Annotated in this window: 16 protein-coding genes; all 16 read left to right on the forward strand. The window is 63.5% G+C overall.

All coding sequences use genetic code 11. From position 1 onward, the window contains the following. The first annotated feature begins 154 nt into the window (after positions 1–154). The 16 genes from murJ to metK all read left to right on the forward strand — a co-directional run bounded on the left by murJ (position 155) and on the right by metK (position 16,244). Entirely contained in the window at positions 155–1,732 is a 1,578-nt protein-coding gene (gene murJ / locus F812_RS0119275; protein WP_020087619.1) for a murein biosynthesis integral membrane protein MurJ, read from the forward strand. 92 nt (positions 1,733–1,824) lie between these two features. Beyond that, complete coding sequence (gene trpS, locus F812_RS0119280; RefSeq protein ID WP_020087620.1) at positions 1,825–2,883, forward strand: tryptophan--tRNA ligase; 1,059 nt, start codon at positions 1,825–1,827, stop codon at positions 2,881–2,883. A gap of 229 nt (positions 2,884–3,112) precedes the next feature. Then, positions 3,113–3,625, forward strand: a complete 513-nt coding sequence (locus tag F812_RS0119285) for a universal stress protein (RefSeq protein ID WP_020087621.1) — start codon at positions 3,113–3,115, stop codon at positions 3,623–3,625. Between the two features lie 176 nt (positions 3,626–3,801). Continuing rightward, positions 3,802–4,356 (forward strand): NifU family protein, encoded by a 555-nt coding sequence (locus F812_RS0119290; RefSeq protein ID WP_020087622.1) that lies wholly within the window; start codon positions 3,802–3,804, stop codon positions 4,354–4,356. 99 nt (positions 4,357–4,455) lie between these two features. Beyond that, positions 4,456–5,046 carry a malonic semialdehyde reductase gene (locus tag F812_RS0119295; RefSeq protein WP_020087623.1) on the forward strand — a complete coding sequence of 197 codons (591 nt, stop codon included), beginning with the start codon at positions 4,456–4,458 and terminating at the stop codon, positions 5,044–5,046. 103 nt (positions 5,047–5,149) lie between these two features. Continuing rightward, entirely contained in the window at positions 5,150–5,872 is a 723-nt protein-coding gene (gene tsaB, locus F812_RS0119300) for a tRNA (adenosine(37)-N6)-threonylcarbamoyltransferase complex dimerization subunit type 1 TsaB (protein ID WP_020087624.1), read from the forward strand. After that, positions 5,869–6,354 carry a ribosomal protein S18-alanine N-acetyltransferase gene (rimI, locus tag F812_RS0119305; RefSeq protein ID WP_020087625.1) on the forward strand — a complete coding sequence of 162 codons (486 nt, stop codon included), beginning with the start codon at positions 5,869–5,871 and terminating at the stop codon, positions 6,352–6,354. The genes tsaB and rimI overlap by 4 nt, the downstream gene beginning before the upstream one ends. Positions 6,355–6,472: 118 nt before the next feature. Further along, on the forward strand, positions 6,473–6,925 hold the full coding sequence (locus F812_RS0119310) for a Fur family transcriptional regulator (protein ID WP_020087626.1): 453 nt from the start codon (positions 6,473–6,475) through the stop codon (positions 6,923–6,925). 49 nt (positions 6,926–6,974) lie between these two features. Next, positions 6,975–7,862: a lyso-ornithine lipid O-acyltransferase gene (olsA, locus tag F812_RS24750; RefSeq protein WP_020087627.1), complete on the forward strand. Its 888-nt coding sequence runs from the start codon at positions 6,975–6,977 to the stop codon at positions 7,860–7,862. 250 nt (positions 7,863–8,112) lie between these two features. Continuing rightward, positions 8,113–9,528, forward strand: a complete 1,416-nt coding sequence (gene miaB / locus F812_RS0119320) for a tRNA (N6-isopentenyl adenosine(37)-C2)-methylthiotransferase MiaB (protein WP_156827554.1) — start codon at positions 8,113–8,115, stop codon at positions 9,526–9,528. A gap of 344 nt (positions 9,529–9,872) precedes the next feature. After that, positions 9,873–10,847, forward strand: a complete 975-nt coding sequence (locus F812_RS0119325; RefSeq protein ID WP_245257717.1) for a PhoH family protein — start codon at positions 9,873–9,875, stop codon at positions 10,845–10,847. 2 nt (positions 10,848–10,849) lie between these two features. Beyond that, on the forward strand, positions 10,850–11,407 hold the full coding sequence (gene ybeY, locus F812_RS0119330; RefSeq protein WP_020087630.1) for an rRNA maturation RNase YbeY: 558 nt from the start codon (positions 10,850–10,852) through the stop codon (positions 11,405–11,407). After that, entirely contained in the window at positions 11,397–12,446 is a 1,050-nt protein-coding gene (locus F812_RS0119335) for a CBS domain-containing protein (protein WP_156827555.1), read from the forward strand. The genes ybeY and F812_RS0119335 overlap by 11 nt, the downstream gene beginning before the upstream one ends. Positions 12,447–12,451: 5 nt before the next feature. Continuing rightward, positions 12,452–14,110, forward strand: a complete 1,659-nt coding sequence (gene lnt, locus F812_RS0119340) for an apolipoprotein N-acyltransferase (RefSeq protein WP_020087632.1) — start codon at positions 12,452–12,454, stop codon at positions 14,108–14,110. 202 nt (positions 14,111–14,312) lie between these two features. Then, a complete protein-coding gene (locus F812_RS0119345; protein ID WP_020087633.1) occupies positions 14,313–14,774 on the forward strand; it encodes a helix-turn-helix domain-containing protein in 462 nt (153 codons plus the stop codon). 267 nt (positions 14,775–15,041) lie between these two features. Continuing rightward, entirely contained in the window at positions 15,042–16,244 is a 1,203-nt protein-coding gene (gene metK / locus F812_RS0119350) for a methionine adenosyltransferase (RefSeq protein WP_020087634.1), read from the forward strand. Positions 16,245–16,267 lie beyond the last annotated feature (23 nt).

Below are 16,267 nucleotides of genomic sequence, written 5' to 3' on the forward strand. Positions count from 1 at the left end.
CGCCAGCAAGGCTTTGGCATAAAATCGTAATTCATATTCTGCGCACGGCCGCGAGTAGCAATCAGGTGCGCCGGCTGGGCCGTCCCCGGCCGGAAAACCGGTTTCCACTTTTCCGCAAGCGCATTATGGGTGGGCGCGTTCCCCGGGGGAAGTCATGAAGCTCTATCGCGCCTTTGCCACCGTCGGCGGCCTGACGCTCGTCAGCCGCGTGCTGGGGTTCGTGCGCGACATTCTCTTTGCTTGGGCGTTCGGTGCAGGTTGGGTCGCGGACGCGTTCAACGTGGCGTTCCGCTTTCCGAATCTCTTTCGGCGCCTGTTCGGCGAGGGGGCTTTCAACTCGGCGTTCATTCCCCTGTTCGCGAAAGAGCTGGAGCTGAACGGCAAGGAGGCCGCGCGCTCGTTTGCCGAGGAGGCGATGAGTGGACTGTTCGCGGTGCTGGTCGCGCTCTCGGTGGTCGCGATCCTCACCATGCCTTGGCTCATGTATCTGCTCGCGCCGGGGTTCAGCGAGACGCCGGAGAAGTTCGATCTCGCGGTGCTGCTTACGCAGATCACGTTTCCCTATCTCCTCTGCATGTCGCTCGTCGCGCTGTTCTCAGGCGTGCTCAACACGTTCGGAAAGTTCGTGGAGAGCTCGTCGGTTTCGATCGTTCTCAACGTCACGCTGGCCGCCGCCATCTTCATCGGTTTCGCGATGGGCTATCACAACGAGCCAGGCGGTGGCGTGGTGCAGGCGGTCGGTGTGTTTGTCGCGGGTGTGCTGCAACTCTGGCTGCTGATCAGCGGGCTCAGGCGCAACAATTTCACGCTCAAGCTGCGCCGTCCGCGCATGACGGATCGCATGAGGCGGCTCATCACGCTTGGCATCCCGGGCGTGATCGCGGGGGGCGTGACGCAGCTCAACATCATGATCGGCACGGTGATCGCCTCGCAGCAACCGGGCGCCGTCTCGCAGCTCTATTATGCGGACCGGCTCTATGAGCTGCCGCTCGCGATCGTCGGCATTGCGATCGGCGTGGTGCTGCTTCCGGATGTGTCGCGGCAACTCAGGGCGGGCAACCACGAAGCCGTGCTCGACAGCCAGAACCGCTCGCTCGAATTCGCGATGCTGCTGACGGTGCCTGCCGCGCTCGCGCTCGCGCTCGTTCCGGTGCCCATCATCAAGGTGCTGTTCGAGCGCGGCGCGTTCACGGCAACGGACACGGCGCAGACTTCTGCTGTGCTCTCGGTGTTCGCGCTGGGCTTGCCGGCGTTCGTGATGATCAAGGTGTTCTCGCCCGCTTATTTCGCCCGCGAGGATACCAGGACGCCGATGCGCTACGCAGCCATCAGCCTGATCGCCAACACGGTGGGTTCGATTGCGCTGTTCTTCCTGTTCCGGCGCCTCGGCTATCTCCCGCACCTCGGCATCGCGGTAGCGACGACACTGGGCGGATGGCTCAACGCGGGGCTGTTGTGGACCACGCTCGTCAAGCGAGGGCATTTCACACTCGACCGGCGCATGGCGCGGGCGTTCGCGATGATCGTGCTGTCAAGTGTGGTGATGGGGGCGGCGCTGATCGGTGCGGCGCACTATCTCGGCACCTACTTCGCGCCGGATCGCGGATTCGTGGTGCACGTGATGGCGCTCACGGCGCTGATCGGCATCGGGCTCGTGGTTTATGCTGCCGTCATTCTGGTGACCGGGACCCTCAATCTCCGGCAATTGCGGAAGATCTCCCGGCGGGGCTGAGCCGGGCGGCCGCGAGGCTTGCGCATCCCATTCCGGCGCGTCATAACCCCGGCCGGGCCGACGCGAGGTCTTGGCCGGACGGACGAGGGATTATGGAACTCAAAGAGCGCGTTTTCTCGGGCATGCAGCCCACGGGCAGCCTGCATCTCGGCAACTATCTGGGCGCCATGGTGCAGTGGATCGAGATGCAGAAGACGCACGAGTGCATCTACTGCGTGGTGGATCTGCACGCCATCACCGTCTGGCAGGACCCGGCCGAGCTCACGCGCGCGATCCGGCAGGTGACCGCCGCCTATATCGCCTCGGGCCTCGATCCCAAGAAGAGCATCCTGTTCAACCAGAGCCAGGTGCCGGAGCACGCGGAGCTGGCCTGGATCTTCAATTGCGTGGCGCGGCTCGGCTGGCTCAACCGCATGACGCAGTTCAAGGAGAAGGCGGGCAAGGATCGCGAGAACGCGTCCGTCGGCCTCTATGCCTATCCGAACCTCATGGCGGCCGACATTCTCGCCTATCGCGCGACGCACGTGCCCGTGGGTGAGGACCAGAAGCAGCATCTCGAGCTCGCCCGCGACATCGCGCAGAAGTTCAACAGCGATTTCCGTCCCTCGATCGAGGCCAAGGGCTACGCGGATGGCGTGTTCTTCCCGCAGCCGGAGCCTGTGATCATGGGACCGGCGACGCGCGTGATGAGCCTGCGCGACGGCACGAAGAAGATGTCGAAGTCGGATCCTTCCGATCTTTCGCGCATCAACCTCATGGACGAGGTGGACGCGATTGCCGACAAGATCAAGCGGGCGAAGACGGACATGGTTCCGACGCCTCCCGCCAATCTCGAAGAACTCGGTGCGCGTCCGGAGATCGACAATCTGGTCGGCATCTACGCCGCGCTGGCGGGCGTGACCAAGGAGGCGGGGCTCGAGCTTCTGCAGAAGACCTCGGGCGAGGGGCCGAGCATCTTTACCGGCTTCAAACGGGCCTTGACCGAGATCGCGACGGAAAAACTCGGCCCGATCCGCGCAGAGATCGTGCGGCTCATGAACGATCCGGCGGAGATCGACCGCGTGCTGGCGGACGGCTCGCAGCGGGCGCGCGCGATCGCGACGCCGGTCATGAACGAGGTGAAGGACATCGTCGGCTTCATCCGGTCGTAGGCGGCGGCGGGCAGGGGGCGCCATTGCCCCTCATGCGATGTGTGGCTCCGACGTATCCGGACCCCGGCCTCCGATGGGTGACGGCATGTTTGTTATCCGCCTGCCTCAGACTCGACGTCCCCACACGCAGGTCGGGGTCCAGACATCTGCATCAGGACTGCTTGTGCTCCAAGGTGTCCGGCCCACGCGCCTGTTGTGAAGTCCGGAATCGCATGGCAGCATCGCGTCCATGACGCCCGCATATCGCAAACGCCGCTCCTTCGAGGCTGGCCACACCCGGAAGTTCCTGCTCGTCGTTGACGACAGCCCGGAGGTGGAGCGCGCACTCTATTATGCGGCGGCGCGCGTCGTGCGATCATCCGGGCAGATCCTCATGCTGTACGTGATCGAGCCGCAGGACTTCCAGCATTGGGCGGGCGTGCGGCAGGTGCAGATCGAGGAGGAGACGGTGAAAGCGCGGGCGCTGTTCCGCCTGTTTCGCCGGAAGCTGCACCAGGTGGGGTTCGAGAACATCGTCTGCGAGGAGCTGGTGCGCGAAGGCCTCAAGGGCGAGGAGATCATGAAGACCATCGCCGAAGACGAGGATGTTTCCATCCTCGTGCTGGGGGCATCGACAGATCCCAAGGGGCCAGGGCCGCTGGTGTCGACGCTGGCAGCAGGCACGGCGGCCGGATCGTTTCCGATCCCCATCACCGTGGTTCCCGGCAACCTCGATTTCGAGGATATCGTGGCCCTGGCTTGAAGCAGCGGCCCGCGCCGATAGATCGCGCCCGGATTTGATCAGGTTCCTTGTGAAATCCCCGATGCCAGGGCTAGACAATTAGGGACGCCTGGCTTATTTGCTAGAATAATTCTAAAGATGGGGCGTGCGAGGGCGGCGCTATGGAGCTGCCTGCACGGTTTGCGAGGAGACACGACATGTTCATTCAGACCGAGGCAACGCCGAACCCCCAGACGTTGAAGTTCATCCCCGGCAAGCCCGTGCTGGAGGACGGCACCGCCGATTTCCGGGCCAAGCGCGACGCCGGCTCCTCGCCGCTCGCCAAGCGCCTGTTCGACATCGAGGGCGTGTCGGGTGTGTTTCTCGGCTCGGATTTCATCTCGGTGACGAAGAATGATGCCGAGTGGCAGCATTTGAAGCCCATGATCCTCGGCGCGATCATGGAGCACTACATGTCGGGCGCAAACATCGTCGACGGCGATGGCGCGAACGACACGGCGGATGGCGCTTATGACGCCAAGGACGCCGATGTGGTGGCGACCATCAAGGAGCTGCTCGAGACGCGGGTGCGTCCGGCCGTGGCGCAAGATGGCGGCGATATCACCTTCGCCGGTTTCCGCGATGGCATCGTCTATCTGCATATGCGTGGCGCCTGCTCGGGCTGTCCCAGCTCCACGGCCACGTTGCGGCACGGCATCGAGAACCTGTTGCGGCATTTCTGCCCTGAGGTGGAAGAAGTCCAGGCCGTGTGATCCCGGTTTTTTCGGAACCCCGCCTTCCCGGCGGGGTTCTTTCTTTTTGCGCCTACTCCGCGTTCCCGCCAGCTTTTCCAGCCTTCAGGATTTCCCGCTATGGCGTTCTCTCTCGACGAAGCCTCTCTTTCGCAGCTCTTTCTTGCCGCGCGGACCCACAGCGTGTGGCAGGACAAACCGGTTCCGGACGAGCTGCTCGTCGAAATCATTGATCTCATGAAGCTCGGCCCTACGAGCGCCAACTGCTCGCCGGCGCGGATCGTGTTCGTGAAGTCGCAGGAGGCCAAGGCGCGGCTCAAGCCGCTTCTTTCGGAAGGCAACCGCGACAAGACGATGAAGGCGCCCGTGACGGCAATCATCGGCTACGATCTCAAGTTCTATGACGAGCTGCCGCGTCTCTTTCCGCATACGGACGCGCGCTCCTGGTTCACGGGAAAGCCGGAGCACATCCGCGAAACCGCTTTCCGCAACGGGTCGCTGCAGGGTGCGTATCTGATCATGGCCGCGCGCGCCGTGGGGCTCGATTGCGGTCCGATGTCGGGCTTCGATCAGGCGGGTGTGACGCGCGAGTTCTTCGCGGGGACGGAGGTGGTCGCGAATTTCCTCTGCAATCTCGGCTACGGCGACGCCTCGGCTCTGCGTCCGCGTTCGCCACGTCTTGCGTTCGAGGAGCTCGCGAAAATCATCTAAGGCATTTCGGGCTGCGATTGCCGAGTGATCCTGCTTTCGATGCAAGCCGGATAGATTAAAAAACTTTCGTTGCGCGAGCCGCTTCAGGGTATAGGCTCGAAGCATGAACATGCTCGCTTTCGATACCTGTTTCGGCGCCTGCTCGGTGGCGGCCACGTGGAGCGTGCCGCAGAGCGGCGCGGGCTCGTCGCGCCGCTGTGCCTTCCGGTTCGAACGTCTCGAGCGCGGGCACGCCGAGCGGCTGATGCCGATGATCTCCGAAGTGATGGCGGAGGCCCCGTTCGGGTTCGACGCGCTCGACCGAATCGTAGTGACGGTCGGGCCGGGTACGTTCACCGGCCAGCGCGTCGGTATCGGCACGGCGCGTGCGCTGGCGCTTGCAAGCGGTGCTCAGGTGGTGTCGCTTTCGAGCCTTGCCGTGCTGGCCTATACTGCTGCGGCCAAGCTTGGCGCGATGGAGGCGTCCGGCAAAGTGCTGGCGGCCGCCGTGGATGCGCGGCGCGGGGAAATCTATTTCCAGGCGTTCGCCGCGGGTACTCTGGCGCCGATCGGCGAGCCGTCTCTCGTCACGCCGGAGACTGCGGTTTCGCTCCTCGGCACGATGGATACGATCGCAGCCGGATCGGGTGCAGAGGCGGTGGCCGCCGCTGCGCGTGCCTGCGAGGGAGCGCGTGTCGCGGCATATCCCGGCGCGCTCGAACCCGATGTGCAGTTCATTCCCGAAGCTGCCGTTCTCGGCGCACCAACCGGCTTGCCACGCCCCCTTTATCTGAGGCCGCCGGATGCGAAGCCGCAGGACGGGTTTTCGCTCAAGAGAGTATCATGACCAACGGAGCGCCGCTCGATCCGAAGTACGTCTCGCTGCTGTGGGCTGGGCCCGAACAAGCCGCCGAGATAGCGCGGCTTCACGCGGAGCTGTTCTCGCCCCCGTGGTCGGAGGACAGCGTGCGTTCACTGCTCGATCATCCCGCGTCGACGGCGTTCATGGCTATGGTGGGCGGAGCGCCCAAAGTGTGCGTGGGGTTCGTAATGGCCCAGCTCGCCGCGGATGAAGCGGAAATTCTCAGCATCGGCGTGTCGCCTGCCTGGCAGCGGAAGGGATTGGGGCGCCGGCTGCTCGATGGCGTGGCGCGGGCCGCGCAGCGGGCCGAGGCCAAGAAGCTCTTTCTCGAGGTGGCGGCCGACAACGACGCCGCGCTGGAGCTTTACCGGAGGGCGGGGTTCCTCGGAACGGGGTTGAGGCGGGGCTACTACGAGCGTCCCGGCGCGCAAGCAGTGGATGCGGTGACGTTAGCACTAAGGCTTTAGACGGCCTTGTGGAATCCCCTATTATAATCCAGTAGACCAAAGAGATTCGCGCTGCTCTCGCGTAGGTTCCGGTCGGACTTCGGAGGAGCGCATCCGATCATTGCTCGGGATATGCGCCATGCCGGTCTCGAAAAACGATAGCCTCTCGCGGCTAGAGGTGTTGTGCGCGGAGCATGGACTTCGCATGACGGGCCAGCGCCGGGTCATTGCCCGCGTGCTCTCCGAGGCGCGTGATCACCCTGACGTCGAGGAACTGCACCGGCGCGCTCATCTGGTCGATTCCCACATCTCGCTTTCGACCGTCTACCGGACGGTCAATCTTCTCGAGAAGAAGGGTATTCTCGAACGGCATGCGTTCGGGCGCGGACGCGGGCGCTACGAGGAGGCGTCGCCAGACCATCACGACCATCTGATAGAGATTGCGACCGGCCGCGTAATCGAGTTCCACAGCGAGGAAATCGAGAAGCTGCAGGAAAAGATCGCGCGGGAGCTCGGCTACGTGCTGGTCGGGCATCGGCTGGAGCTCTACGGCGAGCCGATTGACAAGAAGAAGTCGCCGCGCAAGGGCTAACGCGGGCTCGGCTGGGGATCGCCGCATCGCGCCGACCAAGGTTTCGAGTATGGGAACGTTCAGAGCCACATCCATTCTTGCGGGATTTTTCGCGCTCACCGTGCCGTTGATGCCGATCCAGGCGGCGCTTCTCCGCGTGTCTCCGGCGCGCGCCCGCAGGTTTCCACACTGGTATCACCGGCAGGTGTGCCGGCTGATGGGTGTGCGCCTTTCCATCGAAGGCGAGGTGGCCAAAGACAAGCCGGTGCTGCTCATCTCCAACCACACTTCGTGGCTCGACATCTCGGTGCTCTCGGCCGTCGCGCCGGTCTCGTTCGTGGCGAAGAAAGACGTCTCGCGGTGGCCTTTCGTCTCCACGCTCGCGCGGCTGCAGCGATCGGTGTTCGTCGATCGCGAGCGTCGCACAGCCGTGGGCGAGACGACGAACGAGATCATGGGCCGCCTCGCCATGGGTGATACGGTGGTGCTGTTCGCGGAGGGCACGTCGAGCGACGGAAACCGGGTGTTGCCCTTCAAGACCTCGCTGTTCGCCGCCGCGAAACCTCCCGCGAAGGCAGGCGCGGCCTCTGCGGCGACGCCGGACGTGGTGGTGCAGACCCTGTCGCTCGTCTACACGCGGCTGCATGGCGTGCCGATGAACCGTGCCGCACGCCCGATCGTCGGCTGGTACGGCGACATGGAGATGCAGAGCCACGCGTGGGAGCTGCTCAAGGCGGGGCCGCTGGATGTGCGCATTCGCATCGGCAAGCCGATCCCGCTCGAAAGCTTCGCCGACCGGAAAGATCTCGCGCGGCGGAGCGAGGACGAGATCCGCCAGAACGTCGTAGGTCTGTTGCGCAACTATCCGGCGGATGCGCCGATCGCCGTCACGACCCCCGTGGCGGAGGCGCGCACCGCGAGCCGTCCCGCCAAGAGCGGTGACACGCTGTTTCGTTGAGGGATGCGGCAGAGACCGGGCGTTTTGCAGTTAGGTTTAACGGGCTGCGAGTTTGGGTCAGGTCTTTGATGCAACGTAATATTTCCGTGCCTGTTCGTGCAAAATCCGGTGACTATGTTTGTGCGCCGCACTGGACAAGACACCCCCGCAATGCTGCAATGCGGTGACGTGGGGATGTGGCCCAGATGAATTTGTGATACCCGCTGTGCACGCGTTCAATTCGAGCCGCGCCTGCTATCCGGAAAGCCCCGTGGACGATTTCGAAACATCGCTTCTCGACGAGACGCCGCTCCAGTCGCGGCACAGCGAGCCGGATGCTACGCTGGCGGCGAAGCGTGTCTTCATCAAGACATTCGGTTGTCAGATGAACGTCTACGACTCCGAGCGCATGAGCGAGGCGCTTCAGGCCGAGGGTTATGTCGAGACCAGCGACGCGTCGGAAGCCGATCTCACCATTCTCAACACCTGTCACATCCGCGAGAAGGCGGCAGAGAAGGTTTATTCGGATCTGGGGCGCCTGCGCGACATCAAGCGTGATCGCGCGAAGGGCGGCAAGGACACGCTGATCACGGTGGCGGGCTGCGTCGCCCAGGCGGAGGGCGAGGAGATCGTGCGCCGCGCCCCGGCCGTGGATCTCGTGCTCGGCTCTCAGAGCTATCACCGTTTGCCGGAGCTTCTCGCGCGTCTCAGGAACGGCGAGAGCGCGCTGGTCGAGACGGCGTTTCCGGACGAGGATAAATTCCAGGCGCTGCCTGATCGTAAGCCCGCGAAAGCGGCGTCCGCTTTTCTCACCGTGCAGGAAGGCTGCGACAAGTTCTGCACGTTCTGCGTGGTGCCTTATACCCGCGGCATGGAATTCTCGCGGCCGGTGTCCTCTCTCGTAGAGGAGGCACGCCGCCTCGTTGCGCGCGGCGTGCGCGAGGTTACGCTGCTCGGGCAGAACGTGAACGGCTATCATGGCGATGGACCGGACGGGCGGGCGACGACGCTTGCGGGCCTCGTTCGTCATCTGGCCGCGATCGACGGCTTGGATCGCATCCGCTATATGACCAGCCATCCGCGCGACATGAGCGATGATCTGATCGCCGCGCATCGCGACGAGGAAAAGCTGATGCCCTATCTGCATCTGCCTTTCCAGGCCGGATCGGACCGCGTGCTGGCCGCGATGAACAGGAAGCACACGGGCGCCGATTACATGCGGCTGATCGAGCGCATCCGCGAGGCGCGCCCCGATATCGCGCTATCGACCGACATCATCGTCGGGTTTCCGGGTGAGACGGACGAGGATTTCGAGGCGACGCTGACGTTGGTCAAGGAAGTCGGGTTCGCGCACGCGTACTCCTTCAAGTACAGCCCGCGCCCCGGAACGCCGGCCTCGAAGATGGAAGGGCAGGTGGCCGAGGGCGTGAAGCGCGAGCGGCTCGAACGCCTGCAGGCGGCGATCGACGAGGGCCACAGCCGCTTCAACCGCGCGACAGTCGGCAGGACGCTGCCGGTTCTGTTCGAGAAGACCGGGCGGCGCGACGGCCAGCTCGTGGGGCGTTCCCCTTATCTCCAGCTGGTGCACGCAGATGCGCAGCCGGATCTGATCGGCCGGATTATCGACGTGGAGATCCAGGCTGCCGGGGCGAACAGCCTTTCCGGTGTCATACGCGGATCCAAATAGGCCTGTTAACCGTTCCGCGGTTGGCAGGGGCGTTGATTCGACGCCCGTCTTGCCTATTCTAGAGCACGTTCTCTTCTGGCCGGGTTCTCACCACCGCATGCGAGCGCACAAAAGGTTCCTGTTCGAAAGTCCGATCAGCGCAGCTCATCGGATCGAGGCCGCTCGCCTCGGCGGCGTTCCGGCTCTAGGCTCAAGGGAAGGAGTCGCGATTCGGCTCCGGTCAGGGCTTTGATTGATCGTGCTGCGCAACGGACAACAGGCTTCCCGTCACTGGGAAGCGCTTCTCTTAGGAGACGAGGCGATTGACAGCAGTTCGCGGCCAGACGGCCATAGGTCGACGGCGAGTGGCTAAATCCCCAATTCCCAACAAGAGAGTGGTCGTCCCGTTCGAGGATAACCGACATCTCACCCGCCTCCTTGGCGAGTTCGACGCCAATCTGGCTCTCGTGGAGGACCGTCTCGGCATCGAGGCGCACGCCCACGGAAATGTCGTCATTCTGAACGGTTCAGAGGCGGCGTGCGAAATTGCGCGCGGCGTGCTGGAACAGCTTTACGAGCGCGTGACGAAGGGAGAGCATGTGGGACCGGGCGATTTCGACGGGCTGATCCGACACTCCCGCCAGCAGGATGCTCCCTCCGACGGGCAGGGGCAGATCGCGACGCGGCGGCGTGTCGTGAAGGCGCGCACGCCGGCGCAGAGCACCTACATTCGTGCGCTCGAGAAAACCGATCTCGTGTTCGGCATCGGCCCGGCGGGCACCGGCAAGACCTATCTTGCGGTCGCGTTCGCTGCGCAGTGCCTCGAGCGCGGGCTCGTGGAGCGCATCATTCTCTCGCGTCCGGCGGTGGAAGCCGGCGAGCGTCTGGGCTTTCTGCCAGGCGACATGCGCGAGAAGGTTGATCCCTACTTGCGTCCGCTCTATGACGCGCTTTACGACGTGCTGCCGCCCGAAAAGGTCGAGCGGGACCTCGAGCAGGGCGTGATCGAGATTGCGCCGCTCGCGTTCATGCGCGGGCGCACGCTCGCCAATGCGTTCGTCATTCTGGACGAAGCGCAGAATACGACGAGCATGCAGATGAAGATGTTTTTGACCCGCCTCGGCGAAGGCTCGAAGATGGTCATCACCGGCGATCCTTCGCAGATCGATTTGCCTCCGGGTATGACCTCGGGGCTCGAGGAGGCGGTGCGCCTGCTCACAGATGTTTCCGGCATTACGGCCGTGCGTTTCTCCAGCGTCGATGTGGTGCGTCGCGACCTCGTGGCGAAGATCGTCGAGGCTTATGATCGTGCCGGTCCTGCCGGGACGAGGAAGCCTTAGACATGCCCGACGATCCGGACAGTCGAAGTCTGAGCGAGGGGAGCCCTGCGGCGCCCCTCTGGCTCAGCCTCGACATCCTCCACGAAGCAGGCGACTGGTCGCGGATCGGCGACCGGGATCGCCTGATCGCTGCCGCGGGCCGCGCGCTCGCCTCCTATCCTCTCTTCGCGGACGAGCCCAAAGCCGAAGCGTGCGTCGCGCTCAGTGACGACGCGACGGTGCGCGATCTCAACGCGCGTTTCCGCGGCAAGGACAAGCCCACGAACGTGCTGTCGTTCCCGGCTCTCAAGGGGCCTCAAGAGGAAAGCGCGCCTCAACTGGGTGACATCATCCTGGCGCAGGAAACGATCGAGCGGGAGGCGGCCGAGCAAGGCGTGACGCCCGCGCATCATCTTCAACACCTCGTCGTGCACGGCCTGCTTCACCTTCTCGGATTCGATCACGAGACGGAGGAGGAGGCTCAGGAAATGGAGGGCATCGAAATCGAGGTTCTCGCGGAACTCGGCATTGCCAATCCCTATGCCGGCGACGAGGTAACTCCAGCAACCCATGACCAGTGACGACGACCAGATGGACGATGTGAGTCTCGACCGAGAGCGGCCTACCATGCGCGAGAGCGCGAGCGGATGGCTTCATCATCTCTGGACCCGGCTAGGGCTTTCAGAGCAGCCGACGCTGCGCGACAAGCTCGAGGTTCTGCTCAAGGAAGAAGCCAAGGTCACCGGCGGCTTCTCGCCGGAAGAGCGCATGATGCTGTCGGGCCTTCTGCGGTTCGGCGCGTCGCGCGTCGACGAGATCATGGTGCCGCGGGCGGACATCATCGCCATCGAGGAGATGGAGCCGCTTGGCGAGCTCGTGCGCCTGTTCGAGGAGGCGGGCGTTTCGCGCATTCCGATCTTCCACGAGACGCTCGACGATCCGCGCGGGATGATCCACATCAAGGATCTGTTCCGGTGGATCTCGGCGGAGGTGGCGGGGCGTGCGCTGAGGGAGCCGAGCAAGCAGCGTCCCGGCCAGGCTGACACCGTCAAAGCGGACGGAGAGAGCCGGCTCGCCGGCGGCAAGCCCGATCTCAGCCGCATCGATCTCACGCGGCCTATTGCCGTTCTGAAATTGAGGAAGCCGGTCCTCTACGTTCCCCCGTCCATGCCCGCGATGAACCTGCTCGTGCGCATGCAGGCGACGCGCATTCACATGGCTCTCATCGTCGACGAGTACGGCGGCACAGATGGTCTCGTGACGATCGAGGATCTGGTCGAGCAGATCGTGGGCGATATCGAGGACGAGCACGACGAGGAGGAGGCCGATCTGATCGCTGTCGATCCCAAGCTTGGGCTCGTCGCGTCGGGACGCGCGCCGGTGAAGGAGCTCGAAACCCGGCTCGGGATCAAGCTGCTCAAGGCCGAAGAGGAGGCCGACATCGATACGCTGGGCGGGCTCGTGTTCGCGATCGTGGGCCGCGTGCCTGCGCGCGGCGAGCTGATCCGCCATGCCTCGGGTGTGGAGTTCGAGGTGCTCGACGCCGATCCGCGCCGGGTCAAGCGGCTCAAGATCCACGTGCCGCACGCGGATGCGGCGGACAGCGGCGTGTCCGGCTGACCTCGATGAGGGACGTGCGAGACCGCCTCGGCGAGTGGCAGCACGCGGTGAGGACGGCGCGGGGCTGGCGCCGCCATGCGATCGCCTTTGCAGCGGGTGCGCTTGCAAACTTGGCGATGGCGCCGTTTCTTTTCGCGCCCATCCTGTTTCTCTCACTTCCCGTTCTCGTCTGGCTGATCGACGACGCGGCGGCGCGGCCGGGCGTGCGTGAGGAGGGGATGAGATCCGCTGCCATCTCGGGATGGTGGTTCGGATTCGGCTATTTTCTTTTCGGCCTATTCTGGATCGGGGAAGCATTTCTGGTGGAGGCCGACAAGTTCGGCTGGTTGCTGCCGTTCGCGGTGACGCTGATGCCCGCGGGTCTTGCGTTGTTCTGGGCGGCGGCGGCGGCACTCTCCGTTCTGCTGTGGCGCCCGGGATTTCAGCGGCTGCTCGTACTCGCCCTCATGCTCGCCGGTTTCGAATGGCTTCGCGGGCATGTGCTTACGGGATTTCCGTGGAACGTGCTGGGCTATGCGCTCACGGGGCCGTCGGTGTTCCTGCAGAGCGCGGGGCTTCTCGGCATCTACGGGCTGACCTTGATTGCGGTGCCGATCTTCGGCGCGCCGCTCGTGATGATGGGCGATGTTTCGGCTGGGGCTGCGCGGCGGCGCGCCGGGCTCCGCGCGGCGCTCGTTGTCACTGCTCCGCTGCTTCTGCTGGCGGGCTATGGCATCTCTCGGATCGAGACCGCTCCAACGGGACACGTGGACGGCGTCAAGATCCGCATCGTGCAGCCGAGTATTCCGCAACGCGAGAAGTGGCTGCCCGAGAAGCAGGGCGCTATCTTTCAGGAGCATCTCGATCTCTCCGTCAGAACCGCGGCGGGAGAGCGGGACGATCTTGCCGGCATCACGCATGTGGTGTGGCCCGAGGCGGCGATGCCATTTCTGCCGCTGGAGCATCCCGAAGCGCTGGAGGCGATCGGTGCGACGTTGCCGGAAGGAGTCATGCTGCTGACGGGCGCGTTGCGGCGTGAGCCCGCTGCTGCTGCTCCGGATGGCATGGCCTCTCCGCAGGCTTATCGCGCATTCAATAGCCTGATGGTGTTCGACAGCGGCGGCGCGTTGCGCAGCGTCTACGACAAGACCCATCTTGTTCCGTTCGGAGAGTATCTGCCATGGCAAGCCGCGCTCGAGGCGGTCGGGCTCGAGCAACTTACGCGGATGCGGGGTGGGTTTACCGAGGGTGTTATCCCGAGACCGACGCTTGCCGTGCCGAGGCTTCCGCCGGTGGGTAGTCTTATCTGCTACGAGGCGATTTTTCCGGGTGTCGGTGCGGCGAGTCGGGCGCGTCCGGGTTTGCTTCTGAACGTCACGAACGATGGGTGGTTCGGCAACACCACGGGGCCGCGGCAGCATTTTCATCAAGCACGGGTCCGGGCGGTAGAAGAGGGCCTGACGCTGGTCAGGGTGGCGAACAACGGCATTTCAGCGGTCGTCGGACCAACCGGAAAGATTGTAGTCATGCTCGGTATAAACGTGAAAGGAAGTGCAAGTTCATTACTTCCAATATCTCATAGCCCGCCCGCGTATGCAGTGTGGGGAGATGGCGTTTTTCTGCTCGCTGGCGTGTTGTTCGCTGCTACACTTTTCATTTTGAGGATAAGAAATCATTCCACGTAATGCTTGATGGTCAGTAGGCGAATCCTTAAAGCTGCTATCTGAAGTGCACAAATCTCGCCCATCAATTGTTTTTTTGTATCCGTCTCAATCAAAAGTACTTGATGCAAAGTTCTTTCATGACCGTCAAGATTGACCCGGCTGCGCGAGTTCCATAGGCAAGAGGCGAGCCGAAACGGTCGAGTTGGGTACGGAGCAAAAAAGAATGTCCAAAGACGAAGCAATCGACGAAGAGGTCGATACCGAGCGTGGCTCGCGCAAGCCAAACCCGATCGATGCGCATGTTGGAACTCGTGTCCGACTTCGCAGAATGTTGCTTGGAATGAGCCAGGAGAAGCTCGGCGAGCACCTTGGACTTACCTTCCAGCAAGTTCAGAAGTACGAGAAGGGTGTCAATCGCATCGGCGCGAGCCGGCTGTTCGATTTGGCGCGCGTGCTCGGCGTGCCAGTGCAATTCTTTTATGACGAGGCGCCGGCGGAGCTGGTGGAAACCTCGCTCGCTCCGGGGTTCGCTGAACGGCCGACAGAAAGCTATGTCGTCGAATTTCTTTCGACCCGCGAGGGTCTTGAGCTGAACAAGGCTTTCGTGAAGATCACCGATCCGCGCGTTCGCCGCTCAGTGGTGGAGCTAGTTCGCTCGCTCGGTGGCGAGGAAAACGTCGACTAATTGTAGTCATCCCGTCATGGGGACGTGCGAGCCAATGCGCGGCGGCCTGCGGGCCGTCCGCTCGGGGTGCGGCGAAGCGCCGTCGCTCTTGACCGGACTCGGTAAAAGCTGCAAGACACGGCCCGAATTCTCTGAAGTGCTTTGACTTGTCCTGCCCCGCTTAGGATCAAGCACTTTAGGTTCTTTGTTTGTCACATTTTCTACGATGCAACGCTGATCACTTCGTCGGAAAATGTTCCAGCTTTAGCGCGATATCGAGGGGATCCAGTGGCACGCCAGTCATTCCTGTTCACGAGCGAATCCGTTTCCGAGGGGCATCCGGACAAGGTCTGCGACCGGATCTCGGATGAGATCGTCGACCTCTTCTATCGTGAAGGTGCGAGCGCGGGCGTTGATCCCTGGATCATCCGCGCGGCCTGCGAGACGCTTGCCACCACCAACCAGGTGGTCATCGCCGGCGAGACGCGCGGCCCCGAGACGGTGACGAAGGATTGGATTGCGCATACGGCGCGGATGGCGATCCGCGACATCGGCTACGAGCAGGACGGCTTCCACTGGGACAAGGCCGATATCAAGGTTCTGCTCCATCCGCAGTCTGCCGACATCGCGCAGGGTGTCGATGCGCAACAGCCGACCAACCAGGAAGAAGGCGCGGGCGACCAGGGCATCATGTTCGGCTACGCCTGCCGCGAGACGCCTGAGCTGATGCCGGCGCCGATCTACTACAGCCACAAGATTCTCGAGGACCTGGCCAAGGCCCGCAAGGCGAAGAGCGGGGATGCGGCGAAGCTCGGCCCCGACTCCAAGAGCCAGGTGACCGTGCGCTACGAGAACGGCAAGCCTGTCGGCGTGACGCAGATCGTGGTGTCTCATCAGCATATCGTCGAGGATCTTTCCTCGCGCCAGGTGCGCGATATCGTCGAGCCGTTCGTGCGCGCGGCGCTGCCGGAGGGCTGGATCGGCAAGGATACGGTCTGGCACATCAATCCCACCGGCAAGTTCTTCATCGGCGGTCCCGATGGCGACACCGGCCTAACCGGCCGCAAGATCATCGTGGACACCTACGGCGGCGCGGCGCCCCACGGCGGCGGCGCGTTCTCGGGCAAGGATTCGACCAAGGTTGATCGCTCGGCGGCTTATGCTGCGCGTTATCTCGCGAAGAACGTCGTTGCGGCCGGTCTTGCGGACCGCTGCACCATCCAGCTTTCCTACGCCATCGGCGTGGCGCGTCCGCTCTCGATCTACGTGGACACGCACGGCACGGGCAAGGTGGAAGAGGCGGCCATCGAGGCTGCGCTCGCCAAGTCGATGGATCTCACGCCGCGCGGCATTCGCCAGCATCTCGATCTTAACAAGCCGATCTTCGCACGCACGTCGGCCTATGGGCATTTCGGCCGCAAGCCGGACAACGACGGCGGCTTCTCCTGGGAGAAGGACGATCTGGTCGAGACCATCAAGAAGGCCGTTTGAGATCTGGAACCGAGTTGTTGCGA

Origin of the sequence: Hyphomicrobium zavarzinii ATCC 27496 (assembly GCF_000383415.1) — a bacterium.
Taxonomy (GTDB): Bacteria; Pseudomonadota; Alphaproteobacteria; order Rhizobiales; family Hyphomicrobiaceae; genus Hyphomicrobium_C; species Hyphomicrobium_C zavarzinii.